This window comes from Amycolatopsis balhimycina FH 1894, from assembly GCF_000384295.1.
Taxonomy (GTDB): Bacteria; Actinomycetota; Actinomycetes; order Mycobacteriales; family Pseudonocardiaceae; genus Amycolatopsis; species Amycolatopsis balhimycina.
Genome location: NZ_KB913037.1, coordinates 1848189 through 1871618 on the forward strand (window position 1 = coordinate 1848189; position 23430 = coordinate 1871618).

At 69.9% G+C, this 23430-nt stretch carries 22 protein-coding genes and 2 pseudogenes; 10 read left to right on the forward strand and 14 right to left on the reverse strand.

Annotated elements, in window-relative coordinates; translation table 11 throughout:
* Positions 1-239: 239 nt before the first annotated feature.
* Together A3CE_RS0107490 and A3CE_RS0107495 are read right to left on the reverse strand one after the other, a co-directional pair.
* Positions 240-521 carry a hypothetical protein gene (locus A3CE_RS0107490; protein ID WP_125592237.1) on the reverse strand — a complete coding sequence of 94 codons (282 nt, stop codon included), beginning with the start codon at positions 519-521 and terminating at the stop codon, positions 240-242.
* Positions 522-604: 83 nt separating this feature from the next.
* Positions 605-946: a hypothetical protein gene (locus tag A3CE_RS0107495; RefSeq protein WP_020639457.1), complete on the reverse strand. Its 342-nt coding sequence runs from the start codon at positions 944-946 to the stop codon at positions 605-607.
* A gap of 136 nt (positions 947-1082) precedes the next feature.
* On the opposite strand from A3CE_RS0107495, the gene A3CE_RS0107505 reads away from it, so the two are divergent.
* Positions 1083-3302, forward strand: a complete 2220-nt coding sequence (locus A3CE_RS0107505; RefSeq protein WP_020639458.1) for an ATP-binding protein — start codon at positions 1083-1085, stop codon at positions 3300-3302.
* Between the two features lie 52 nt (positions 3303-3354).
* Here A3CE_RS0107505 and A3CE_RS0107510 read toward each other — a convergent pair whose 3' ends face one another.
* From A3CE_RS0107510 to A3CE_RS0107520, 3 genes are all read right to left on the reverse strand, one after another.
* Entirely contained in the window at positions 3355-3825 is a 471-nt protein-coding gene (locus A3CE_RS0107510) for a GNAT family N-acetyltransferase (RefSeq protein ID WP_211231814.1), read from the reverse strand.
* Positions 3826-3936: 111 nt separating this feature from the next.
* Entirely contained in the window at positions 3937-4485 is a 549-nt protein-coding gene (locus A3CE_RS0107515; RefSeq protein WP_020639460.1) for a hypothetical protein, read from the reverse strand.
* A gap of 347 nt (positions 4486-4832) precedes the next feature.
* A complete protein-coding gene (locus A3CE_RS0107520) occupies positions 4833-5516 on the reverse strand; it encodes a hypothetical protein (protein WP_020639461.1) in 684 nt (227 codons plus the stop codon).
* A gap of 333 nt (positions 5517-5849) precedes the next feature.
* On the opposite strand from A3CE_RS0107520, the pseudogene A3CE_RS59775 reads away from it, so the two are divergent.
* From A3CE_RS59775 to A3CE_RS50355, 3 genes and pseudogenes are all read left to right on the forward strand, one after another.
* A pseudogene (locus tag A3CE_RS59775) lies at positions 5850-6068 on the forward strand (hypothetical protein); the annotation flags it as partial.
* 128 nt (positions 6069-6196) lie between these two features.
* Entirely contained in the window at positions 6197-6457 is a 261-nt protein-coding gene (locus A3CE_RS50350) for an acyl-CoA-like ligand-binding transcription factor (RefSeq protein WP_020639462.1), read from the forward strand.
* Positions 6458-6868: 411 nt separating this feature from the next.
* Positions 6869-9616, forward strand: a complete 2748-nt coding sequence (locus tag A3CE_RS50355) for an RICIN domain-containing protein (RefSeq protein ID WP_169523943.1) — start codon at positions 6869-6871, stop codon at positions 9614-9616.
* 79 nt (positions 9617-9695) lie between these two features.
* Here the strand turns inward: A3CE_RS50355 and A3CE_RS50360 are convergent, their stop codons facing one another.
* The 5 genes from A3CE_RS50360 to A3CE_RS0107555 form a co-directional block, all read right to left on the reverse strand.
* Positions 9696-10067 carry a TolB family protein gene (locus A3CE_RS50360; protein WP_020639463.1) on the reverse strand — a complete coding sequence of 124 codons (372 nt, stop codon included), beginning with the start codon at positions 10065-10067 and terminating at the stop codon, positions 9696-9698.
* A 268-nt stretch (positions 10068-10335) separates the two neighbouring features.
* The gene (locus tag A3CE_RS0107540; protein WP_245589450.1) at positions 10336-10908 is read right to left on the reverse strand and encodes an RICIN domain-containing protein; all 573 of its coding nucleotides are present in this window, start codon (positions 10906-10908) and stop codon (positions 10336-10338) included.
* An 82-nt stretch (positions 10909-10990) separates the two neighbouring features.
* The gene (locus A3CE_RS0107545; RefSeq protein WP_245589451.1) at positions 10991-13207 is read right to left on the reverse strand and encodes an ATP-binding protein; all 2217 of its coding nucleotides are present in this window, start codon (positions 13205-13207) and stop codon (positions 10991-10993) included.
* Positions 13208-13468: 261 nt separating this feature from the next.
* A complete protein-coding gene (locus A3CE_RS0107550) occupies positions 13469-14305 on the reverse strand; it encodes a leucine-rich repeat domain-containing protein (protein ID WP_020639466.1) in 837 nt (278 codons plus the stop codon).
* Between the two features lie 11 nt (positions 14306-14316).
* Positions 14317-14550, reverse strand: a complete 234-nt coding sequence (locus tag A3CE_RS0107555; protein WP_020639467.1) for a hypothetical protein — start codon at positions 14548-14550, stop codon at positions 14317-14319.
* 140 nt (positions 14551-14690) lie between these two features.
* Here A3CE_RS0107555 and A3CE_RS0107560 point away from each other — a divergent pair, with 140 nt between their 5' ends.
* The gene (locus A3CE_RS0107560) at positions 14691-14912 is read left to right on the forward strand and encodes a hypothetical protein (protein ID WP_020639468.1); all 222 of its coding nucleotides are present in this window, start codon (positions 14691-14693) and stop codon (positions 14910-14912) included.
* Positions 14913-15002: 90 nt separating this feature from the next.
* Here the strand turns inward: A3CE_RS0107560 and A3CE_RS0107565 are convergent, their stop codons facing one another.
* A complete protein-coding gene (locus tag A3CE_RS0107565) occupies positions 15003-15653 on the reverse strand; it encodes a response regulator (RefSeq protein ID WP_020639469.1) in 651 nt (216 codons plus the stop codon).
* Positions 15650-16795 carry a sensor histidine kinase gene (locus A3CE_RS0107570; RefSeq protein ID WP_026468257.1) on the reverse strand — a complete coding sequence of 382 codons (1146 nt, stop codon included), beginning with the start codon at positions 16793-16795 and terminating at the stop codon, positions 15650-15652. Before A3CE_RS0107570 ends, A3CE_RS0107565 begins: the two co-directional genes overlap by 4 nt.
* A gap of 146 nt (positions 16796-16941) precedes the next feature.
* On the opposite strand from A3CE_RS0107570, the gene A3CE_RS0107575 reads away from it, so the two are divergent.
* From A3CE_RS0107575 to A3CE_RS0107585, 3 genes are read left to right on the forward strand one after another with little or no spacing between them, the layout of a single operon-like run.
* Positions 16942-17862, forward strand: a complete 921-nt coding sequence (locus tag A3CE_RS0107575; RefSeq protein ID WP_020639471.1) for an ATP-binding cassette domain-containing protein — start codon at positions 16942-16944, stop codon at positions 17860-17862.
* Positions 17859-18641 carry an ABC-2 transporter permease gene (locus A3CE_RS0107580; protein ID WP_020639472.1) on the forward strand — a complete coding sequence of 261 codons (783 nt, stop codon included), beginning with the start codon at positions 17859-17861 and terminating at the stop codon, positions 18639-18641. Before A3CE_RS0107575 ends, A3CE_RS0107580 begins: the two co-directional genes overlap by 4 nt.
* Positions 18642-18697: 56 nt before the next feature.
* Positions 18698-19861, forward strand: a complete 1164-nt coding sequence (locus A3CE_RS0107585) for an alpha/beta hydrolase family protein (protein WP_020639473.1) — start codon at positions 18698-18700, stop codon at positions 19859-19861.
* 159 nt (positions 19862-20020) lie between these two features.
* Here the strand turns inward: A3CE_RS0107585 and A3CE_RS0107590 are convergent, their stop codons facing one another.
* Positions 20021-21091 (reverse strand): class I SAM-dependent methyltransferase, encoded by a 1071-nt coding sequence (locus A3CE_RS0107590; protein ID WP_020639474.1) that lies wholly within the window; start codon positions 21089-21091, stop codon positions 20021-20023.
* Positions 21092-21298: 207 nt separating this feature from the next.
* Complete coding sequence (locus A3CE_RS0107595; RefSeq protein WP_043790728.1) at positions 21299-21892, reverse strand: PadR family transcriptional regulator; 594 nt, start codon at positions 21890-21892, stop codon at positions 21299-21301.
* A gap of 85 nt (positions 21893-21977) precedes the next feature.
* Between A3CE_RS0107595 and A3CE_RS0107600 the strand changes: the two genes are divergently transcribed.
* A complete protein-coding gene (locus A3CE_RS0107600) occupies positions 21978-22784 on the forward strand; it encodes an SGNH/GDSL hydrolase family protein (RefSeq protein ID WP_020639476.1) in 807 nt (268 codons plus the stop codon).
* A 179-nt stretch (positions 22785-22963) separates the two neighbouring features.
* Positions 22964-23278 (forward strand): annotated as a pseudogene (locus A3CE_RS50365) (cupin domain-containing protein); the annotation flags it as partial.
* Between the last annotated feature and the right edge of the window lie 152 nt (positions 23279-23430).

Genomic DNA, 23430 nt, shown 5'->3' on the forward strand with positions numbered 1-23430 from the left:
TCGCGACCGGCCAGGCCGAGGTGCCGGATCTGCGGTGACGGTTGCAGCGCAGCGGCTGCTCACCTGCATGCTCGACACCCGCTGTCAGCTCTCGGCCGCCGAGTACTACGCGACGCACCACCAGTCACTCGCGTCCCACAAGCACAGGCTCCCTGTCCGTACGGGATGACTGACGGGCCGTTCGTCCACATCCCGTACGGACTTCGACGCGGTTCTGCTGCGCCGGGGAGGCACACCTCTTACGCGTAGAGATCCCAGATGGCGGGTGAGCTGCCGGGCCGGTAGTTGCAGAAATAGCCTTGCCACCAGCCGTAGTAGACGCCGGTGAACCCGGCCACGTCACAGTCGTAGTAGTTCCAGTAGGCGGCTCGCCAGACGGCGTTGACGGTCGCCGGCTGGCTCACGGTCGCCTTTTCGGCCGCTGGGGTGACTTCGCTCGCCGATGCCGGGGCCGCGGCGACGGCCAGCCCGAGCAGTACCGCACTGGCCGCGAGTGCGGGCCGCAACACAACTCTTTTCATGGGGATTCCTCTCCATTCAGGTCCCGCTGGTGCGGGAATTGCCGTTGAGGCCGCGGATTTGAAGGAAACGCGGCCGCTTCGTGCTACGCGCTTTCGACGACCTGGACCGAGTTCACACCCCAGTAGCAGCTGGACGGCGGGTAGAGCGTCTTCGCGCCGTCGGTCCAGTCGGTGATGATGTACACGCTGTCCGTGGTAAACCCGAACGAACAGCTCACGCGGACCTTCCACTTGGCGAACGCCGGAGTGGTGCAGGTCGCGGAGCCCCAGTAGCTCCCCAGCGAGCCGGAGACGCCGGTCGAACAGCTCATCCCGTACATCGGCGTGACGAATTCCTGTGTCGCGGACGCCGTGGAGGGGACGCCGACGGCCAGTCCGGCGGTCACCGCCGCCACCGCGAGCGCTCCCTTGACGATCCTGCCCATATATCGCTCCCCTTCGATGGTGGATGTATCACCGAAAGCATCGGGTGCTCTGTGGGAAGAGACCACACACAGGCACCTACACATTTCGGACCGTGTGCGGTGCAATGGGTGGACTGGCAACCGGGGGGAGGCCTCTGTGGTGGAACGGTTCGGCTCCGTGCTGCGCGGCCTGCGGGAGACCGCGCGGCTGACCCAGGAGCAACTGGCGGAAAAGGCGGGCCTGAGCACCAACGCGATCAGCGCGCTGGAGCGCGGGGAGCGCATGCGGCCGTATCCGCACACGGTCAACGCGCTCGCCGCGGCGCTGGGCCTGGATCCCGTCCAGCAAGAGGCGTTGCGCGCGCTCGTACCGCGGCGGGCCGCGAAGGCGCCGGCAGCGTCGGACGTGCCGGCCGCCTCCTCGGCGCCGGGATTGCCGGTGCCCCGCCAGCTGACCGCGGTGCCCGGCGACTTCACCGGCAGGATCGGCGACCTCGCCCGGCTGCGGAACCTGACGCAGAACCTCATCGCGATCGACGGGACGGCGGGCGTCGGGAAGACCACGCTGGCGCTTGTCTGGGCACGCGAGCTGCGGGAGCGGTTCCCGGATGGCCAGCTGTACGCCAACTTGCGTGGCTACGATCCCGGCAAGCCCGCGGACTCCGGCGACGTGCTGGACGGCTTCCTGCGCGCGCTGGACGTGCCCGCGGCGAAGATCCCGCCGAAGCGCGACGACCGGGCCGCGCTGTTCCGGTCGCTCACCGACGGCAAGCGGATGCTGGTGCTGCTGGACAACGCGTCCAGCGCGGAGCAGGTCCGGCCGCTGTTGCCGGGCGCGCTGACCTGCTCGGTCATCGTCACCAGCCGGACCGCGTTGACCGGGCTCGCCGCGGCGAAGGTGAGCGTGGACCTGCTGCCCCTCGACGAGGCCGTGGCGTTCCTGCGGGCGATCGTCGGCACTGAGCGGGCGGACGCCGAGCCCGAGGCCGTCGTGGAAATGGCGAGGCTGTGCGCGCGGCTGCCGCTGGCGTTGCGGCTGGCCGGTCAGCGGGCCGCCTCGCGGCCGCGGCTGCGGCTGGCCGAGGTGGCGGCGGAACTGGCCGGGCAGGCGTCGCGACTGACGCCGCTCAGCTCGAACGGGGACCGGTGCACGAATGTTCGAACCGTGTTTTCCTGGTCCTGTGACGCCCTTCCCGCCGCGCAGGCGAGGATGTTCCGACTGCTCGGCGTGCACCCCGGCCCGGACATCGGCACGCACGCCGCGGCCGCGCTGGCCGGCACCAGCCCCACGGCGGCGGCCGGCCTGCTCGACGGTCTCGTTGACGCGCATCTGATCGAGCACGTCGGCCGCGATCGCTTCGCGTCCCACGACCTCCTCAAGGCGTACGCGCGCGAGCAGGCGGCCACCGATCCCGAAGGACCCGCGGCGCGGCGCCGGCTCGTCGGGTTCTACCTGCACACGGCCGCCGCGGCCGATCACCTCCTCCACCCCGGCCGTGGGCGTGCCCTCGTCGACGGAGCGGCCGGACCCGAGCACCCGCTCGTCTTCGACAGCTTCGACGCCGCGCTGGCGTGGTGCGAAGCCGAGCGTCCGTGCCTGACGGCGATCGCCGAGCTTGCCGCGGAACTCGGGCTCGACGCCGCGTGGCAGCTGCCCAACAACCTGTGGAGTTTCTACTTCATGCGTAAGCACTGGGCCGATGGCACCGCCGCACATCAGGTGGGTCTCGACGCGGCGCGGTCGGACGGCGCGCGAGCTCGGATGCTGAACGGGCTGGCCGTCGCATTCGCGGCCCAGCGACGTTTCGACGAGGCGATCGGTCACTTCCACCGGGCGGGTGAACTGTTCCGGGCGGCGGGGGATCGCTGGGGCGAGGGCAGCACGCTGGCGAATCTCGGCGACACCTACCTTGGGCTGGGCCGGTTCACGGAGTCGGCCGACCACTCAGCGCGGGCGTTGGCCGTCGTCCGTGAGTACAGCAACCCGTACATCGAGGGCGTCGCGCTCGGCAACCTTGGTGAGGCCTATCTGGGGCTGCACGCCTACGACACGGCGAGGGCGTACTTCCTGCGCGTGCTGAGCCTGTGCCGGGAGATCGACCATCGGCACGGCGAGGGTCTCACGCTGAGCCATCTCGGCGCGGCCTGCGCCGGACTGGGCCGTCACGGCGAGGCGCTCGGCAATCTCACGCGGGCACTGGAGCTCGGCCGCGAATCCGGTGACCGCCAAAGCGAAGCGGTCACGCTCGTGCGACTGGCCGACGTCCACGACGCTCTCGGCAACACCGAAGCGGCCCGCGGCTTCCGGGAGAGCGCCGCCGGAATCTTCGAGACGCTCGGCGATCCACGGGCCGCGGAGCTGCGCATGCCGGCGTGAGGCGTCGCCCCGACACAGTCCATAGAGGACTTGGGCGCAACGACGGGTCCGTTCAGCGCGAGCGCAGGGTGTTCTTGTAGAAGACCGCGGAGTCTTCGTAGCCGAGGGCGAGATAGAAGTGTCCTGCTCGTCGACTGGCGAGAGCGAGATAGGCGGCGTCAATCGACCGCGCCCAGTCCTCGGCGTGTTCCATGAGCCGACGGCCGACGCCCGAGCGTCGGTGGCCGCGTTCGACCATCAGTTCCTCGACCCAGGCCACGGATCCGTTCGCGAAGAACGTTTGGTGGCTGTTGCCGAGGAGGTAGCCGATGATGTCGCCGTCGCCGGTCTCCGCGACGAGCACCAGCGTGTGGGCAGCGACCACCGCCTGTTGCCAAGCCGGGTCGAACGCCGTCCGCTCTGGGGTGAATGACGTGGCGAATTCTCGGACAAGGGGCCAGACACGCTCGGCGTCCTCAGGCTGGGCTGGACGAATCAGCTCGTGATGTGCGGGCACCCGGTCAGCGTGCCAGTCGGTACTCACTTTTGGCGGCTGCGCCGCGCGCTGATCTTGCTGGTGCGGAAGACGTGAAGATCACCTCCCGGGCGGGGCCGAAATTCGTGACGACAAGACCGCCGGCCACAGTTGCGCGGGCTATTGCCTGGGCGTTGAACGGTCGGCCAGCTCAGAGCGCATCGCGGACATGAGGCGAACCCGGATGTCCCGCAAGATAGGAAAATCGTTGACGAGTGCGGCGGCTGCGGCCTGGGTGGCTTGTTCGGGAGGCGCTGCCGGCAGGTAGTCGGTGGACCTGCCCAGTGCGGCCGTCAGCCGCAGCAGCTCGTCTTCGGTCTCGTCAACCAGGTCGCAGACCTCGGCGCCACAGAGCAGCGCGGCTTCGTAGAGCGCCGAGTGGAAGGCCCGCTCCGCTCGGCGCAGCTCGTCGTCGGAAACCGCTGCCAGGTCGGGCTCGGTGTACTGACGGGCGACCCGACGCAACAGATGGGCCCAGTCGTTGGCGGTGACATGGATGTCGCGGAAGAGTGCTCGCTTGTCAGCGGTCCACCGGGTGAGCTCGGTGTACTCGCGCTGCGCCACCTCCCTGCGAAGCTGACCTCGCAGCGTCAACCACGTGGCGACGGTGCTCGCGCTCGCCCCCAGAGCTGCACCGAGCACCCCGAACAGTGCCGAACCATCAGCCATGGGCAGATGATGACAGGCCAGGCCGGCGTTCGGTGGCGAAGGGGGCCGAACAACGGGTCGCGTCAAACCGCCGATCACTCTGGGGTTCACTCTGGACGCCCCCATCGGCCCTGAGCCGGCGATGATGCGACGCGGGCATCTTCGACCAGCCCGACCCCCCTCGACATCGACGGCAGCTCCCGCGGCCACCTCGCCTTCGGCTACGGCGTCCACCAATGCATCGGGCAGTCACTCGTGTGGAACTGCCAAAGCCGGCAATACCCGGCTCATGAAGATCGTCCGCTGACCTGCGAAAACAGGTTCGGCGGGCGATCTTCGTTTCTGTCCATTGTGGACGACCGGATGCCTTAGTCGATGTGCAGTTTGAAGGCGTGGGTGACGTCGTTCGGACAGGCGAAGATGTTCAAGGCGCCCTGCCGGCCGAATTCCCACCCGACGGGGTCCAGCTGGTCTTGCTCGCAGGAGCACAGCTCGTCCTTGTGCTCGTAGGTGTGCAGCGAGAGTAGAAGACGAAGCCCGGCGCCGCAGTCCTGGCAGTCGAGTTTCGACGGACTGCTCTGCCACCAGAAAGCCCAGCCACCGACCTTGCTGCCCTGGCCGACCGGAGGCCAGTCCTCGTAGTCGTCGTCGACGAACCCACCCGGCTGCACAAAGGACAAGGTCAGCTTGATCTCGTCCGGGAGCTCGTCGAGCACCGGATATTCGACGACCTGACAGGGAGCGAACACACACGGACGGGGCACGAATTCGCCGCCGACGCTCGCCGGCTGCGGCGGTTGCCCGACCACCTCGGTCACCTCGGCGGACGCGCGCCAGACAAGGTGGGCCGCCGGACCGTAGTAGTAGTCCGAACCGCTGCCCTCGTGCTCGTTGGGGCAAAGCAGCACCTGCAGCAGGTCGGTGCCCTCGGGAAAGGGCAGACCGGGGAAGTCGCGGCGGAAAAGCTGGACCGCGCCGACCAGCGCGATCGACCCTTCGACCTCGTGCTCGGCTGTCCAGCCCTCCTGGGGTCTTCCGCTGGACGTGGGCATTCGTCCGTCGCAATGCGGCCACGGCTCGTCGGCGGGCCACCACAGTGGACCTCCGATGTGGCTGTCGCGACCGGTGGGCGCGCCGGGTCGCGGGTGCAGGCGCGTGGCGGTACGAGCGAGTTCCGCGATACCGGGGATCTCGCGGCCGTTGTCGGTAGGAGCTGCGGTGGAAGTCACGGTCGCGGACCCTACCGGCGACCACCGACAATCTGGGGCCCTTGCGGAGAGACCGACGCCGATCAATGGAGTGCCGGTTCACAAGAGCCGCCGAAGGGCCGGCCAACCCACGACGTCACTAATCCAAGGTGCTGCCGTCCTCGCCCTATCGCGCTCAGGCGGAGGTCAGCTCGTGCTTCTCGGATACGCATTCGGACCGTGCTCGCGCCGCCCACCGTCGATCCCGCCGGCGGCGTCCTGCTGTGGTCCAACCTCGTCGGCTTGCTACGCCCGAGCCGGCGACGCCGGTTCACCGGCCAGCCGCACCTCGGCTGGGAGTACCGGTTCTCCGAGCACGGCGTGAGCCTGCGCCGGTGGGTTCCCGGCACGATCCCGGCGGCGGCACAGCGCGAGCAGGTTTGCCCGTCCCGTGGGCGGCTACTGTCGCTGGAGTCCCAGCAGCAGCCGTGCGTACTGTTCGCGGTCGAGTTCGGTAACGCGCACATCGACTGGCCGCGCTCGCCGTGGCGACCCCCGCCCTCGCGACGCTCCACCAGGAAAAGCAGGCGAGGTTCCAGGCCCTGATCGCACCCGAGCTCGCACGACGGCTGGGAGCGGACCCGGACAACTCGACCGATCCGCGACCACGGGCCCTCATTGCGAGCGCCCTGGGTTGCCTGGAAGCCGCCGTTGCGGCTTGGATTGCCGGCAAGGGAACGCAACAACTGGGCCGGCTACTCGACCGGGCGATGAACTCGATCAGCCTTGACTTGCCTGAGCAGTAGCAAGAATGCCAACAGCCCGGCAGCGGACCTGACGCGGCCGGAGCAGGCGAGTAAGTTTCACGCCAATGCGGGGACCGACCTGCGCCGGCCGGATCTTCCGGCGGCTGCTGCTTGACTGGGGTGCCAACCGGTGGCTACGTTCCGGTCGAACCGGTTCGACCGAGGTCAGCCCCGCTCGGTACGCCGATGTCGAACCATGTGTCTCGCAGTCGGCGGGATCGCGATCAGGGTCCGCGGGTGAGTGGCAAGCGCTTTCATCCCGCCGCGCTGCCCGCCCCGGTCGGCCGCAGGTGAACACATGTGCCGCCGAAGGTTCCGCGCCACACCCCGCGTACGCAGTCAGTCCTCACCCGCCCGCCTGGCCGTGGAGACACCGTGAAGAGATGCGCTTTCGTCCTCAGCGTTGTGCTGGTGAGTATCGCCGGGCTGGTGGTGCCGTCGGCGGCGGCCCATACCGGCACCGCGGCGTCGATCAGCCGGCCGGCCGAAGCCGGCTCCCGGCAGAAGATCAGCTTCAACCGGGGGTGGAGGTTCGTCCGTTCCGACGTGGCGGGAGCCCAGAACCCCGGTTTCGACGACTCGAAGTGGGGGCCGGTGGCCCTGCCCCACGACTTCGACGCTCCCTACGACGTGGGTGGCGCCACGGGCGGGCAGTCCTTCTCCGTGGGTCTGGGCTGGTACCGCAAGCACTTCACGGTTCCCACGTCCTGGAGCGGCCAGCGCGTGGAACTGGAATTCGAGGGAGCGTTCTCGGTCACCGACGTGTGGGTCAACGGCACCACGATCGGCACGCACCGCGGCGGGTACACCGGGTTCGTCTTCGACATCACCAACGCCGTCCGGACCGGTGACAACGTGATCGCGGTGCGCGTGGACAACCGGTGGCGGCCCGATCTCGCCCCGCGGACCGGTGACCACCAGTTCAGCGGGGGCATCTACCGGGACGTCTTCCTGAACATCACGAACAACGTCCACGTCGCCTGGTACGGCACGTTCGTCACAACCCCCGCGCTCACCAATCCGAGCTGGGACACGAGCAATCCCGCGTACTACCGGAACATCGACCTGTCGCAGTACCCGAGCGAGAGTGACCTGCGCGCGAACCTCGCGGCCCGCCGTTCGAACGTGCGAGTGCAGACGGAGGTACACAACGACAGCTCCGCGGCGGTCGACGTCTACGCCCGGCAGGAGATACGCAAGCAGGGATCGGACACCGTCCTGGCCACGTTCAGCTCCCCCGCGCAGACGATCGGCGCGGCGAGCACGAGCACTCTCGACGCGCTCAGCGGATCCCCCTCCGACACCGCGAACATGGTGCAGGGGTTGGACCTCTGGGCCCCGGACAACCCCGCGCTGTACACGGCGACCACGACCCTCGTGGTCGGCGGGAACGTCGTCGACGCCTACACCACGACGTTCGGCTTCCGCAGCGCCCAGTGGAAGGTGGACGGCTTCTCCCTCAACGGCGTCAGGACCCTCCTTGTCGGGGCCGACGTCCACCAGGACCACGGTGGTTGGAGCAACGCCGTCACCGACTCGGGTTTCGAGCGCGACGTGCGGTACATCCGCGAAGCCGGCATGAACTTCATCCGCGGCTCGCACTACCCCCACGACCCGTCCTTCGCCGACGCCACGGACAAGCTCGGCGTCATGTTCTGGTCGGAAGCCCCCTTCTGGGCAACCGCGACGGCCGGCCGGGAGCCCACTCCGACCGGCACCGCCAACGACTACCAGGCCGACGGCTACCCGCAGAAGGCCGCCGATCAGGCAGGCTTCGAACAGAGCGCCATGGACGCCCTGCGCGACATGATCAGGGTCAACCGCAACCACCCCTCGATCATCAACTGGTCCATGGGCAACGAGGTGTTCTTCACCTCCTCCGCCACGCTCGGCAAGGCCAAGGCGCTGGCGAGCAAGCTCCGCGACTACTCCCACCAGCTCGACCCGACCCGCAAGGCGGCGCTGGGTGGCGTGCAACGCAACTCGCTCGACCAGCTCTCGGTGTGCGATGTCGCCGGCTACAACGGAGACGGCGGAAAGATGACCAACACGTGGATGCCGAACATGGTCTCCGAGTACGGGTCGTACACCTCCGACCGGCCCGGCACCTACGATCCCACCTACGGTGACGTCAAGGACCCGAGCGACGGAACCAGGTTCAGGCTCACCACCGGCAGCGCCGGGCTGGCCATCTGGGCCGGCTTCGACCACGGCACGATCATGGACCCGAGCTTCGCACGCATGGGCATGATCGACTACTACCGGCTACCCAAGAACCAGTGGTACTGGTACCGGGCCAACAAGGCGAAGTGGTCGGGCACCACGAACATCGCCGACCCCGCACCGGTGGCCCGCGAACAGTCCACACGGGCCACCGCGACCGCGATGACGCTGGAGACCGGCAGGTACTCCTCGGCAACGATCACCGACGACGGCACCACCGACACCCAGCTGGTGGTGACGATGCGCAACGCCTCCGGTATGTGGGTCAACGACACCCGCACCGTGACCTTGACCGTCACCAGCGGTCCGGGCGTGTTCCCCGGCGGCAAGTCCTCCACCTTCACCCCCGGCACCCAGGCGTTCGACGGGAAGGCAGCCATCGAGTTCCGCTCCTACTACGCCGGCACGACGACCGTCACGGCCAAGTCGGCGGGCCTGCCCGACGCCACCATCACCATCACGACCATCGACACCGTCGGCGCGGTCGGCGAACCTGAACCCGCCGGCTTCGGCAACTCGGCCCTCTGGCAGCAGCCGCCCACCGGGACCGGCTCGCAGCTGGTCGGCGGTCAGTCCGGCCGGTGCGTGGAGGTGCCGAACTCGGGCACCGCGAACGGGACGCAGGTGCAGTTGGGGGACTGCGCCGGCGGCAGCAACCAGCGCTGGAGCTACACCACCGGCAAGCAACTGCAGGTGTACGGCAACAAGTGCCTGGACGCCAATGGCCAAGCCACCGGCAACGGCACCCAGGTGATCATCTGGGACTGCCACGGTCAGTCCAACCAGCAATGGAACCTCACCCCGGACGGCACCATCACCGGCGCCCAGTCCGGACTGTGCCTGGACGCCAACGGCGCCGCGACCGCGAACGGCACGAAAATCATCCTCTGGTCGTGCAACGGCGGCCCGAACCAGCAATGGAGCCTCCGCACCTGACCCGACGGCGGCCAAGCCGTACGGCTTCCCCGTACCGGGTAGCCCTCGGCGAAACCGCCGCCGAAGCGGGCGCGGAGGATCAGCCGAGGTCGCGCAGGTACACGTTGGGGATCCACATGTCGGTGCCGGTCGCGAAGTTGGTGGCGACGGACTGGAACGCGACGTGCTTGCCATCGGCCGAGATCGACGGCGTCGCGGAGTTTCCGTTGCCCTCCGTGCCGTTCCCGGCGACGCTGGCCCGGGTCGTGGTCGCGGTGTCACGGTCGCGGACGAACACGTCCCGGAACAGGTTGGTGTCGCCCGGAACCAGGTTCGCCGAGTCCGACACGAACGCGACGTAACGGCCATCGGCCGAAATGGACGGTGCCCAGCTGGCGCCGTTCCCCTCGGCACCGTTGCGGTCGACACTGACGCGGGTGGTCACCCCGGCCACCCGGTCCCGCACGAACACGTCGTCGACCCCGTTGGTGTCGCCGGCGACGAGGTTCCGGGCAAGGCCACATACCGTCCGTCGGCGGACACCGACGGCTCCCCGCTCGCCCCGGCGCCCGGCTTTCCGTCGACGGTGACGCTGATCAACGTGGTGGAGGCCACGGTGGCGGCGCCCGCAGTACCACCCGGTACCAGCGCCGCGATGGTCGCCGCGCACAGGGCGAGCCCGGCTGTGCCGCGGCCGGTTCTGTGACTTCTCATCATTGCCTTTCTTTGTTCAAAAAGATTCACCGAGTCGGCTCGACCGGCCGGAACCGTTCGTTGATGAAGCCGTAGCAGGGGTTCTGCACCAACCGGCGATAGTTGTCGGTGTTGATGCCGTCCACCGAAAGGCACAGGCCGCTGTTCACGTTCTGGAACTCCGCGACGCCGTAGTAGTAGTCCCAGAGCATCCGCCACTGCTGGTTCGTGCCGACGAGGCAGGTGTACTGGATGATGGGGTTTCCCTGGTTCGTTCCGTAGGCGTAGTCGTCCAGGCACTTGCCGGTGCGCACGTTCTGCAGCCAGAACACGGCCGGGTCGTCCGTGGCCTGCCCCATCCGCCATCGCTGGTTGTTGCCGTACGCGCACGAAAGCTGGTCGACCGGCGCGAAGTCGTCGAGACGTCCCTTGTCGACCTGCAGGCACTTGGGGCCGCCGATCCAGCTGCCTTCGTTGGTCTGCCAGGCCACCACGTCGCCGCTCACCGGCGGGTAGATGGTCTGGTCGGCATGAGCGGGCACGGCACCGGTCAGCACGAGTGCGGCGGTCGCGAGCGGAACGAGCACGGCGGTGCGGATCACGCGAGGTAGCTGAAGCATGCGCGAACCCTAGGGATCACCGCGCGTCCGGCTCCAGGCCGAACCGGCGGAAAAGTCGGCAGAACTGACGGTTTCCCGCCGATCAGCGGTCCGCGGCCATCACCGGGTGCGCGCGGACGCGGGCCTGGTCCGGCAGGCCGATGGGGAACGTCAGCGCCTCGCGGAACAGCCGGGCGGCGCTGTCCGGGTCGCCGTCGGCGGCGGCCGTCTCGCCGAGGGCGAGCAGCGCGAGCCCGGTCGCCTGGGCATGTTCGGCCCGCCGGGCCAGCTCCAGCGCCCGCCGGCCAGTGGTGGTGGCGTCGTCCCAGCGGGCCAGGCCTGCCTGGGATTGGGCCAGCAGGGCCAGCGCGAACGCCTCCGAGCCCGGTTCGCCGAGAGCGGCGAACGTGGCGGCGGCCTCGGTCAGCAGGGTGGCCGCGCCGGCGTGGTCGCCGGTGTCGTTCCGCACGGCGCCGAGGTTGAGCTGAGCCACCGCGACGCCGCGCCGGTCGCCCAGCTCGCGCTTACGGCGCAGCGCGGCGGCGTGATATTCGATCGCTTCGGCGTACGCGCCGCGGTCGTGCGCAAGCGCACCCAGGTTGTTCAGCGCGATCGTCTCGCGGCGCGCGTCGCCCATGGTCCTCGCCTGGTCCAGCACGCCGGTGTACGCGGCCGCGGCGTCGTCGTACCGGCCGGCGAACTTGTGGGCGTTGCCGATCAGGGTCAGCGTCGCGGCCCGGCCGTCCGGGTCGGCGCCGAACGCCTCGGCGGCGGATGCGGCCAGAGCCAGCGCCACCTCCGGGTCGCCGCTCTCGTTGGCGGTGACCGCGGCGCCATGCCATGCCCACGCCCGGGCCTGCTCGGTGAGCGCGGCACCGGCCGCCCCCGTGAGCATCCGCCGTCCCTCGGCGAACCGCCCCCGGGCCACATAGTGCTTGGTCAGTGCGCGCACGGTTTCCCCGCACAACAGGGCCGGCGCGGCGTCGACGGCTTGCTGGATCGCGGCCCGCACGTTGTCCTGCTCATCGCCCAGCCGGGGATCGCCATCGCGGACCAGGCGCAGGAAGTGCCCGGCGTGCGCGTCGCGATCGCCTGCTCCGGTGAGCTGGTCCTCGACGACCTCGCGGATGGTGTCCAGCATGCCGATCCGGGGGTAGCCGGCCCGTTCGGTGACGGTGACCAGGCTGTGCGCGGCCAGCGTCGCCAGCGAAAGCGGCGGTGCGCCCAGCACGGCCTCGACGTCGACCGGGTCGGCGCCGCCGGAGAACGCGCCCAGCAGGCCGAACAACCGCCGGTCGGGATCGGTCAGCCCGCGCGTGCTCCATTCGACCGTGCGGCGCAGGCTCACGTGCCGGTCGGCCAGGTCCACCGTGTCGCCGTGCAGGTCGCGGACCTGGGCGAGCACCTGGGCCGGCGCCTGGGTGCGCAGCCGCGCGGCGGCCAGCTCCAGTGCGAGCGGCAGGCCGTCGAGACGGCGGCACAGCGCCGCGACCGCGACGGCGTTGTCCCCGGTGAGCGCGAACCCGGGCCGGACCGCGGCGGTGCGTTCGACCAGCAGCCGGACGGCCGCGTTGCCGGCCAGGCCCGCCGGGTCGTCACTGTCCGGAGTGGACAGCGGGGCCAGTGGCCAGAGGTGTTCCCCCCGCAGTCGCACCGGCGACCGGCTGGTCACCAGCACGGTCAGCCCCGGGCACCCGGCCAGCAGCGTGGCCACCGTGGTGGCCGCCGCGGCCACGTGCTCGAAGCTGTCGAGCACCAGCAACCATCGCCCGTCGCCGATCAGCGTGGCCGGGTCGGGCGTCCGCAGGGACTCGGCCAGCGCCTGCGGGACGTCGTCGGCGTCCCGCAGCGCGCTCAGGTCGAGACCGTGCACGGATTCGAACCGGCTCGCCGCCCGCCAGCCGACCTCGAGCGCGAGGCGGGTCTTGCCGACCCCGCCGGTGCCGGTGATCGTGACCAGCCGCACCGGCGGATCCTGGACCAGCCGGAGCACCGCGGCAAGATCATCGGACCGGCCGACGATCGAGGTGACCGGTGCGGGCAACGCCGGTCGGGCCGCCGTCCGCCGGCGGCGGGTGTCCGGCGGCGGCGCCGTCCGGGCGGTCCGGGCGAACGCCTCCTGCTCCTCCGGCGTCAGGCCCAGCGCCCCGATGAGCGCACGCAGTGTTTCGCGCTGCGGACGCCGGGTGGCGCCCCGCTCGATCTCCCCGATCGCGCGGACGCTGATCCCGCTCAGCTCCGCCAACTGCTCCTGCGAGAGACCGCGGCTGCTCCGCAGCCCTGCCAGCATCTCGGCCAACGCCATCTGCCCCCGGTGCACCGCCACATAGTAAACTCGCGCACTGTCAGCTGTCGGCCGCCGGCTGGACTCGCACTGGGTCAACGGCCGCCCCGGCTACGGCTCTATGGGGTCATTGAGTGTCCGAATGCGACAGACTACAGCTGCACGGCGTCATCCGACGCCGGCTGACATCCGTCATCTTTGCCGTGACCGACGCGATCATCCGCGCCAGGCCCGGCATCAAGGACCCCACCGCACGGTTGGTGAGCTGAGGCAGGGGAAGAACGGCAGTGGGCGGGGCTACTTTCGGACTTCGGCGGGCTTGAGGTTGTAGTGTGGCGCCCCTCGCTCCAACGCGACGTTGTCGACCGCGGGCAGCTCTCGCAGCGCGCCGAGGTCACCGTCGCGGAATGTCGTCCGCCCAGCGAACGCGACCGTGCGCAGCGCCGGATGGCCTCGCAGTGGTGCCACGCTCTCGACCTCCCCCGCGTTCTCGAGTACGAGCTCCCGCAGCCGCGGCAGCGCGCGGACGAAGTCGAGGGACGCCACCTTCGTGCTGTTCAGACGCACGGTCTCCAGCTCCGGGAACTCGCTCGCGAATGTCACCTTGCCGTCGTGGAGCCAGAGCGTCCGCAGCTTCGGTGCGGCAAGCCCGGCCAGGGTCAGCGTCGTGGTGCGCTTGAGCTCCAAGCGCAGGAACTCCAGCGACGGCTTGTCCCCGAGCATCTGCAAGGACGGCTCGGTTTTGGGCCAGTCCCACACTGTCAGCTCCCGCAGCTCAGCCAGCTTCGCCAGACCCCCGACCGCCGGGAGGAACGGCATCCCGAGTACCCGCAGCTGCCTCAGGCCGGCGAGCGCGAGCGGTCCGCGGTAGTCGGAGGCCAGGGTCAGCTCCTCCAGACCGGGCACGTCGGCCACCGCCGAGCAGTCCGTCACGCCGCGCAGCAGCCGGACCCGGGTCAGCCCGGGCAGGTCCCTGACGAACCCGAGGTCCGGGACGGCCGGTCCTCCCGGCGAGCCGACGAGCAGGCCCGTGCAGCCGTCGGCCGCGAAGCGCTCGCTCAGGTCCGGGGTCCAGGGGACGTCCTGGACTTGCAGTTCCTTCGCGCCGTTGACCGTACGGACCTTCACACCCACGCTTCGCCTCCCTAACACCGCGCGTACTTCCGGGATGCCCGGATCTTGTTCGTGAGGCGCGCCCCGGCCGCGTGGTAACGGTTGAGCGTGCCCTGTTCGAGCTTCCGCAAGCTGCCCTTGCTCCGCAGGTTGTGGTGCACGCCGCGGACGTTGTTCAGCTTGCCCGCCTTGGCGTGCTGGTGCGTCCGGCGGTGGATGTTCCGGGACTTGCCGGCGCAGACCTCACCCGAACGGTACTTGACCACGTAGACCCCTCTGGCTCGCGGCGCCGACGCCGCCTTCCCCGGGAGGCTGCAGCTGGCGTTGTGGGTGACCAACGCCGTGCCGCCGCTGACGACGGTGAACGTGTGCCTGCCGTTGACCGTCCCACCCCGAGCAGCGGACGTTGCTGCGGGACACTCCGTCGCTGGTGCCGAACGCGGTCAACGAAGTCGTCCGCCTCGAATCGCCGCTGCGCGCCTTCGGCCGGATCGTCGAGTCGGACACGACTCTGTCCGGCACCCGCATCCCGGCCGGAGCGCGGATGCTGGGGTTGGGAGCGATGCCACCGACACGCCAGTGCCTCGCCGGCACTATCGAGCAGGTCTGGGTGAAGGCGGCCGCCTGAAACTCAACACAGATGAGAGCGCGCGACCGAAGATCGCCGGCGCGGAACCCTGGTAACCGCCAAGCCGTGGGATTCATGTCCGTTCGTCGCTCACATCGCGGCGAGCCCAGCCTGGTAAGCGAGGATCACCAGGTGCACGCGGTCGCGCGCGGCCAGTTTGAGCATGAGATGCCCGACGTGGGTTTTCGCGGTCCCGGCGGTGATGTGCAGGCGAAGCCCGATCTCGGCGTTGGACAGCCCGGCCGCGACCAGGGCGAGGACTTCCTGTTCTCGCGCGGTGATCGCGGTGCGCAGGTCCGCGCGCGGGGACGGCCGGGCGGGCTGGGCCGCGAATTCCGCGATGAGCCGGCGCGTCACGCCAGGGGCCAGCAGGGCGTCCCCGGCCGCGACCACCCGGATCGCCGCCAGCAGCTCGGCCGACGGGGTGTCCTTGAGCAGAAAGCCGCTCGCGCCGGCGCGCAGGGCCGCGAACACGTACTCGTCCAGGTCGAACGTGGTCAGCACGAGCACCCGCACCCCGGTCAGCTCCGCGGTGATCCGCCGGGTCGCCTCGATGCCGTCCAGTTCCGGCATCCGGATGTCCATCACGACGACGTCGGGCCGATGGGCCGCCGCCAGCCGGACCGCATCCGCGCCGTTCGCGGCCTCCCCGACGACGTCGAGGTCGGCGGCCGAGCCGACGATCTCGCGGAACCCGGCCCGGACGAGGGCCTGGTCGTCGACGATGAGCACCCGGATCACCGGCGGTCCCCGTCCGGCAGCCGCGTGGCGACCTCGAACCCGCCGGGCACCGGGCCGGCGCGTAGCTCGCCACGGCAGAGCGCGGCCCGCTCGCGCATCCCGACCAGCCCATGCCCGCCAGGCTGTGGCGGGCCGCCACGGCCCTCGTCCGTGACCGTCAGCAGCACAGCGTCCTCCCCATAGCCGATCGTGACGCGGCACGTCGGGGTTCCGGCGTGCTTGACCACGTTCGTCAGGGCCTCCTGCACGATCCGGTAGGCCGAGACGTCGACCCCCGCGGGCAGCGGCCGTGGCGTGCCGCACACCACGACGTCGACGTTCACTCCGGCGGCCGCCGTGCGCGCGACCAGGCCGTCCAGCCGGGCCAAGCCCGGCGCCGGTTCGAGCATGTCGCGCGAGTCGGTGTCCCGCAGCACGCCGAGCATCCGGCGCAGCTCCGTCAGCGCATCGCGGCCGGTGGTCTCGATGACTCCGAGTGCGGCGGCCGCGGCGGCGGGCTTGCGGTCGAGCACCAGCCTGCCCATGTCGGCTTGGACGGTGATCACGCTCATGCTGTGCGCGACGACGTCGTGCAGTTCCCGCGCGATGCGCAGGCGCTCGTCGGCGACCAGCGCTTCGGCTTCGCGTTCCCGGTGCGTCGCTAGGGCTTCCGCGTACACGCGATACTGCGCCCGCAACAACCCCGCACCCCACCCGATCACCACGACGGCGCCGGGGAGCAGCACCGTCATCCACCGTCCGTTCCAGACGGCCGCGGCGGCGGCGACCACAACCAGGATCGCCGCGAGCGCCGCGTACGCGCGGCGGGAACCCCGCGCCGCGACCGAATACGCGACCAGTGCCATCGGCACGGACGCGAACGGCACCACCGGTACCACCGACGTCGCCAGCGACATGCCGAACGCCGGGATACCCAGCCCGAACGCCACCCACGGTCGGCGGCGGCGCAGCACGAGCGGCACGGCAAGGACAGTGGCGCCGAGCAGACCGACCCCCCGTGACGCGGGCGCCGCCTCGCTGTGCCCGTAGACGAGCGGGCCTGCCCACACGAACGCGACCATCACGGCCGCGACGCAGTCGAGCGCGAACCAGTGTCCCGGCCGCAGCCGCCGCAGCAGCGGTGGGCGCACGTCGATCGCCATCGCCCGACCGTAGCCGGGCCGCACCGCTGCGCGCATCACTCTCCGGACGTATGCCCGCGGGCATACGCCGCAGGGTGCCTGCCCGTGCGGCGATGACGGCGCCGCCGCCGTCCCGGCACGGTGGAGCGACCAGAAAGGGAGTGCCGATGATCGAAGCCGACGAGCTGACCAAGACCTATGGCCGCCGCCGCGCGGTGGACCGGCTGACCTTCCGCATCCGGCCCGGGCGGGTGACCGGGTTCCTCGGACCCAATGGTGCGGGCAAATCCACCACCATCCGGCTGATCCTCGGCCTGGACTCGCCGACACACGGCCGCGTGCTGATCGATGGGCGGCCTTACCGCGGGCTGGACCGGCCGTTGCGGCAGGTCGGCACGCTGCTGGACGCGAACGCCGTCCACGGCGGCCGCCGCGCCCGCGATCACCTGCGCTGGCTCGCGCAGACCAGCGACATCCCGCGCGGCCGGGTCGCCGAGGTGCTGCGCCTGACCGGCCTGGCCGAGGTGGGACACCGGCGTGTCGGCGGGTTCTCGCTCGGGATGAAGCAGCGGCTCGGGATCGCCGCGGCCCTGCTCGGCGACCCGGAGATCTTGATCTTCGACGAGCCGGTGAACGGCCTCGACCCCGACGGCGTGCATTGGATCCGCGGGCTGATCCGGTCGCTGGCCGCCGAGGGTCGCACGGTGCTGATCTCCAGTCACCTGATGAGCGAGATGCAGCTGGCCGCCGACCACGTGCTGATCCTCGCCCGCGGCCGGCTGCTGTCGGACTCCGGCATGGCGGAGCTGGTCCGCTCGGGCGGCGGCGACGTGCTGGTCCGTACCGCCGGTGAAACACCGCTCGCCGCGCTGCTCACCGCTCGCGGGGCCACGGTGGCGCCGGAACCCGGCCAGGGCCTGGCGGTGACAGGTCTCGACCCGGGCGAGATCGCCGCGATAGCCGCCACGCACGGCATCGCGCTTGTCGAACTGACTCCGCGCGCGCCCTCGCTCGAGGAAGTCTTCCGCCGCATCACCGATCCCGAACTCCAGTACCGGGCCGAGCCACACCGGGAGGACGCCCGATGACCCTGTTCCCGACCAGCCTGCTCGCCGCCGAGTGGACGAAACTGCGCTCGGTCCGGTCGACCCCGTTGATCCTCGCCGTTGCCACGGTCGCGACCATCGCGATCGCGGTGCTGCAGGCCCGCTCGGCAGTCGGCGCATGGGACGGCTGGGGAGCGCGCGCCCGCGCCGAATTCGATCCCGTGTTCACGACATTCACCGGATTCCAGGTGGCACAGCTGGCTTTCGGGCTGCTCGGCGTCCTGGCCGTCACCGCGGAATACGGCACGGGCACGATCCGCGCGACGTTCGCCGCGACGCCCCGGCGCGGCCGGGTGCTCGCGGCGAAGCTGCTCGTCCTCGGCACGGTGGCTCTGGTGACCGGGCAGGCGCTGGCGTTCGCCACCTTCTCCGCAGGGCAGTTCGTGCTGGCGGGCAAGCACCTGGACGTCACCCTCGGCGACCCGAACGTCCTGCGCGCGGTGCTGGGCCAGGGTTTCTACCTGGGCACGGTCACGATCCTCGGTGCCGCGATCGGCACCCTGCTCCGGCACACCGCGGGCGCGACCGCACTCACCACCGGGCTGCTGTTCCTGTCCACCATGATCTTCAAGGCGATCTCCCCCAGCGGCTCCACGGCCCTGATCCACTGGGCACCGGCCGCGGCAGCAGAAGGCCTGACCTGGACGACATTTCACGACCCGGACTGGCCGACCGCGGGATTCGCCCTGGTCGTCTGCCTGACCTACCTCACCGTCAGCGTCACGGCGGCGGCCTGGCGCCTGACCCACCGCGACGTCTGAGCCCAAGCTCAACGGCGACGATCACAACCCGAGGAGAGCACATGAAAGCAAGCCGCATGAGACGCCTCGCGGCCCTGGGCATCGGCGCGCTGTGCGTGGCGGGATCCATCCACACCGCCGACGCCACCCCAGCCGCGGAGCCACTCCGGCTCACCCTGCCACCACCGACCGGATCCCATGCAGTCGGCACGGTGTCCCTGCACCTCGTCGACCCGTCTCGGCACGACCCGACGGCCACCCCGAACGCGCCGAGGGAACTGATGATCAGCCTGTGGTACCCGACCGGCCACACCAGCGGGTATCCGGTGGCACCCTGGCTTCCGGCAGGGGCGGCCACCCGGTTTCTCGCCGACAACGACCTCACCCCCGGTCAGGTCCGGGTTCCGCTGACCCACGGCCACGAGGGCGCTCCAGTCGATCGGCACGAGGGCCGGCTACCGATCGTGGTGTACTCGCCCGGCCACGGCTCCGTCCGGTCGGCGAACACGGTGGTGGTCGAGGAACTGGCGAGTCGGGGATATCTGGTGGTCACCATCGACCACACCTACGACGCGGAGGTGGTGGAGTTCCCCGACGGCCACGTGGTGCGGGGATTACCCGACGGCATGGTGGCCGACCCGGCGCGGACGCGGGTGGCCGACACCCGGTTCGTGCTCGACCAACTGCGGCTGCTCGACAACGGAGGCAACCCCGACGCCGAACGCCGGCGGCTGCCCGACGGCCTGCGTGGTTCGCTGGATCTGTGCCGCGTCGGCATGTTCGGCGTGTCCGCCGGCGGCAGCGCCACCGCCAACACCATGTTCGAAGATCGCCGGATCAGCGCCGGTCTCAGCATGGACGGTCCGATGTTCGGTCCGGTGGTCACCGGTGGGCTCGATCGGCCGTTCCTGTTGATGGACGCCAACCGAACCAGCCGGAAGCTGCTGCCCGACCAGCAGACGTTCTGGTCGAACCTGCGTGGTTGGCGGCTCAACACCGGGCTTCCCGGTGCGGCCCACGTTTCCTACGGGGACGAGGAACTGCTCGTGCCGCAGATCGCGCCGCTGCTCAACTGGTCCCAGGAGGAGATGGACAAACAGATCGGCACGCTCCGGCCGGAACGCGTCGAGGCGGTGCAGCGCGCCTATCCGCCGGCGTTTTTCGATCTGCACCTTCGGCACCAAGGCCATCTGCTGGACGGTCCATCCCGTCGATACCCGGAGGTGACCTTCATTCCCTGAGCGGCGACGGCCGCCGGCCCCGGTGCTCGCTCCGGTGATCAGGGCGACCTTTTCGACCGGCAGCATGACACGACCCTGAATCACCGCGCCGGGCGAATCCACGGTTCGCACAACGGGCGTTTCCTGGACGGAGGCGCAGGTCCCGGCAGAGTGTGCGTGCTATGCGGCATCCCGGCGAGCCACCACCCGATACGCGTTGGACCACCCGCGCCGCCGGCCGAACGGTGCGCTGATCCGGTCCGCCGCCGAGGCCAGCACGAACAACGGCACGCACGCGATGAACGTGGCCTTGCGCAGGACTCGCCGCCACCACCTCGGCGGGGCGTCCCGCCACGGAAGATCCTCCCCCGCGATGGTCAGGGCATTGACCGCCATGAGGGAGGCGGCCAGCACGTCGATCGCGTCATGCGGCTCGGCACGCTGCTCGGCGACCACGGTGAATCCGTGGCCGGCCAGCTCCGCACGGAGGTTGCCGATCGGCATCAGGTTCAGATGCTGGGGTTGCAGCCAGGGCATCCACCACCGGCCGAGCAGTTTCGCCCAGCGGCATTCCGGATCGGGCAGCTCGATCGCCAGCAGCCCGCCGGGCCGCAGCACCGTCATCGCTGCCGCCAGCTCTCGCCGGGGTTCCGCGGTGTGTTCCAGGTAGTGGTACATGCTGACGACGTCGTAGCGCTCGGCGAGATCTTCGGCCAGGTCCACGAACAAGCCCCGGTAGCCGGTACGGATCCGGCCCTGCCGACGTGCCAGCTCGACCCCGTCGCCGAGATCGAGACCGTCGAACTCGACACCGGGCAGCACCGCGGCGGCTTCCTGGCAGAAATGCCCGTGTCCCATGCCGACGTCGAGCCACTCGCCCGATGCGCCGCTGTCCCGGGCGAGCTCGGCCCGGGAGCGATAACCCGCCCGGTTGCTTTCGAACATCCCGGTCATGTTCTTTTCGCCGAGCCCGTCGTAGCAGTCCCGGTAGTAGAACTCGAGCCCGGCCGGGTTCAGCCGGGGGTTCTGGAAGACGTGCCCGCAGTCCCGGCATTCGTCGAGCGCGAACCGGCCCGGCTTGTGCTGCAGCAGGTCGGTCGTGCGCACCCGGCCACGAAGTGCAGCGGAACCACACCACGGACAGCCGGTCCGGCGAGGCTCGAAGAACCGATCCACACCGCCGGCCAGGTCCGCCAGGTAGGCCGGGCGGCGCGAGGCGACCGGATCGGCTGGTGCGTCGTCCTCGATCATGAAGGCGGAGCCTAATGCGCGGACCACCCGGACGTGCACCCTCGAACGGACGAAGTTGCCTGCCCAGCACCCCCCGACCGGGATCCCCTTGGCGGATCCACCGCCGGGCGATCACGAACGTCCGCTACCGCCGATGAGCGGACGTCCGGCACAGCGGTGTGGGCTGACCCAACCACCGCAGTTCGAAGCGGATGCCGGTCGACAGCGCTACCGGGATTGATCCGAGGTAGGCGCCGGATGACCGTCCCGAGTCGCCCGATCACGCAGGAGTGCGGCGGCCCGCACAGACCAGTCGTGGTGTTCCTGCTCGAACCGCCGACCGCGCAAGCACGTCAGGTAGGGCCCGATCGGAGATCCGTGGCGCAGGTAGGTCTCCTCGTCGAGATCCCCGCGGAAACGCCGCAGGATCTTGTCGAGGATCTCCACCTTGGCCGCGGCCGCCGCGGCTCGTTGATCCAGTTGCGCGATCACCGGTGCCGCGTCGACGTGGTCGACGGCTTGGACCTTGACCAGCAGGTCGTCGCGGATGAACGACGGCTTGCTCACAGCGGCGGCGAAGTGCGCCAGTTCGGCGAGGCCGGCATCGGTGACCATGAACAGCCGCTTGGTGGGACGGGTTCGCTGGACCACCTCCCGGCCGCTGATCAACCCGTCGTTCTCGAGCTTGGACAGCTCCAGGTAGAGCTGTTGCGGCCGGGCGTACCAGAAGTTGGCGACGCCCACGTCGAACGCCTTGGCCAGCTGGTAGCCGCTGTACTCACCGGACAGCAACGCCGCGAGCACAGCATGCCGCAGACTCACCGGCGCATCTCCTCGTCGTCGACATGGGGGCAAGCCCATCATAGACATGGTTATGATTAGTCAACATTATGACTAGGAGGATGGCGTGACAGTCACTGAACCCGTTCGGAGCGGCAAGTACCTGCGCTACGTCGCCCTGGGTGACAGCCAAACCGAAGGCGTCGGTGACGGTGACGACATCGTGGGCCTTCGGGGATGGGCTGACCGGCTCGCCGAACACCTCACCATCGACAACCCCGATCTCCAGTACGCCAACCTCGCCGTCCGTGGCCGCCGCGCGGGCGAAGTCCGGTCCGAGCAACTGGGGCCGGCTCTTGCACTGCGTCCCGACGTGGCCACCGTCGTCGCCGGAGTCAACGACCTGCTCCGGCTGCGAGTCGAGACCTCCACGGTGGCCGATCACCTGGAAGCGATGTTCGCCGCGCTCACCGGCTCCGGAGCCCGCGTGGCGACCGTGACCTTTCCCGACCTCACCAGGATCATCCCCCTCGCCCGACCGGTTCGCTCCCGCATCCTCGACATCAACGATCGGATCCGGGCCGCAGCCGCCCGGCACGGAGTCGCCGTCGCGGAGATCGCTCGACACCCCTCCGTCGCCGACCGCCGGTTCTGGAGCGAGGACCGGTTGCACTGCAGCCCCCTGGGTCATCAACTGATCGCCGCCGCGGTCGCGCACGCCCTGCAGGTGCCGGGCAGCGACGATTCCTGGAACGAACCTCCACCACCGTTGCCCAGCCCACCGTCAACGCAATGGCGCGCCACCACTGAACTGCGCTGGGCAGCCACCTTTCTCCGCCCTTGGCTCGGCAGGCGCCTGCGCGGCCAGTCTTCCGGGGACCAGCGCACAGCCAAACACCCTCGACTCCACCGCATCGAGGGACCGCGGAGCTGAGTGTTGTCGACAGCTCGACCTACCCTGCTCGGGTGATCGAGGTCTGTTCGCGAGCGCGCACGCTGCCGGCACCGCCGTCTACCGTCTGGACTCACTCGTGGAGCCTCGTCGGCCAGGAACCCGTCCACGGCTCCACTTGCCCGACGAAGCCGATCCCAGATCACGAAAACCGGCAGGAGGGCTCGTCGAAGGTGTGGATGGGCGAGACGCACGTCGCCCCGGTCACCAACTCCGGCGACCACCACCACGGCGAGGCCGAGACCGCGATCTACGTCAAGTCCGGCCATCCGGTGTTCGTCTTCGCCGACGGCGAGGAGGAGGTCCGGATCGAAGCCGGGCCCGGCGACTACATCTTCGTGCCGCCGTACGTCCCGCACCGCGAAGAGAACCCGACCGACGAAGAAGCGGTCGTGATCATCGCCCGCAGCAGCCAGGAAGGCATCGTGGTCAACCTGCCCAGCCTGTGGTCCCCGGTCGACGTGCCCGAGGACTGACCGTGCCGCTCGAAGTCGTCGAGTACACCGACCCCGCCTGCCCATGGGTGTGGGGTTCGGAGCCGAAGTTCCGCCGGCTGCGAGCGGAACTGCCGGACGCCCGGTGGCGCCGGGTCCGGCTGGTACGCGCAGTTCATCGACGGCGTCAGCGG

Bases quoted from the DNA above. Each gene is read 5' to 3' on its own strand.
- A3CE_RS0107490 (WP_125592237.1), bottom strand. From the start codon at position 521: ATGAAAAGAGTTGTGTTGCGGCCCGCACTCGCGGCCAGTGCGGTACTG.
- A3CE_RS0107495 (WP_020639457.1), bottom strand. From the start codon at position 946: ATGGGCAGGATCGTCAAGGGAGCGCTCGCGGTGGCGGCGGTGACCGCC.
- A3CE_RS0107515 (WP_020639460.1), bottom strand. From the start codon at position 4,485: ATGGCTGATGGTTCGGCACTGTTCGGGGTGCTCGGTGCAGCTCTGGGG.
- A3CE_RS0107520 (WP_020639461.1), bottom strand. From the start codon at position 5,516: ATGCCCACGTCCAGCGGAAGACCCCAGGAGGGCTGGACAGCCGAGCAC.
- A3CE_RS0107540 (WP_245589450.1), bottom strand. From the start codon at position 10,908: ATGCTTCAGCTACCTCGCGTGATCCGCACCGCCGTGCTCGTTCCGCTC.
- A3CE_RS0107570 (WP_026468257.1), bottom strand. From the start codon at position 16,795: ATGGCGATCGACGTGCGCCCACCGCTGCTGCGGCGGCTGCGGCCGGGA.
- A3CE_RS0107575 (WP_020639471.1), top strand. From the start codon at position 16,942: ATGATCGAAGCCGACGAGCTGACCAAGACCTATGGCCGCCGCCGCGCG.
- A3CE_RS0107580 (WP_020639472.1), top strand. From the start codon at position 17,859: ATGACCCTGTTCCCGACCAGCCTGCTCGCCGCCGAGTGGACGAAACTG.
- A3CE_RS0107585 (WP_020639473.1), top strand. From the start codon at position 18,698: ATGAGACGCCTCGCGGCCCTGGGCATCGGCGCGCTGTGCGTGGCGGGA.
- A3CE_RS0107590 (WP_020639474.1), bottom strand. From the start codon at position 21,091: ATGATCGAGGACGACGCACCAGCCGATCCGGTCGCCTCGCGCCGCCCG.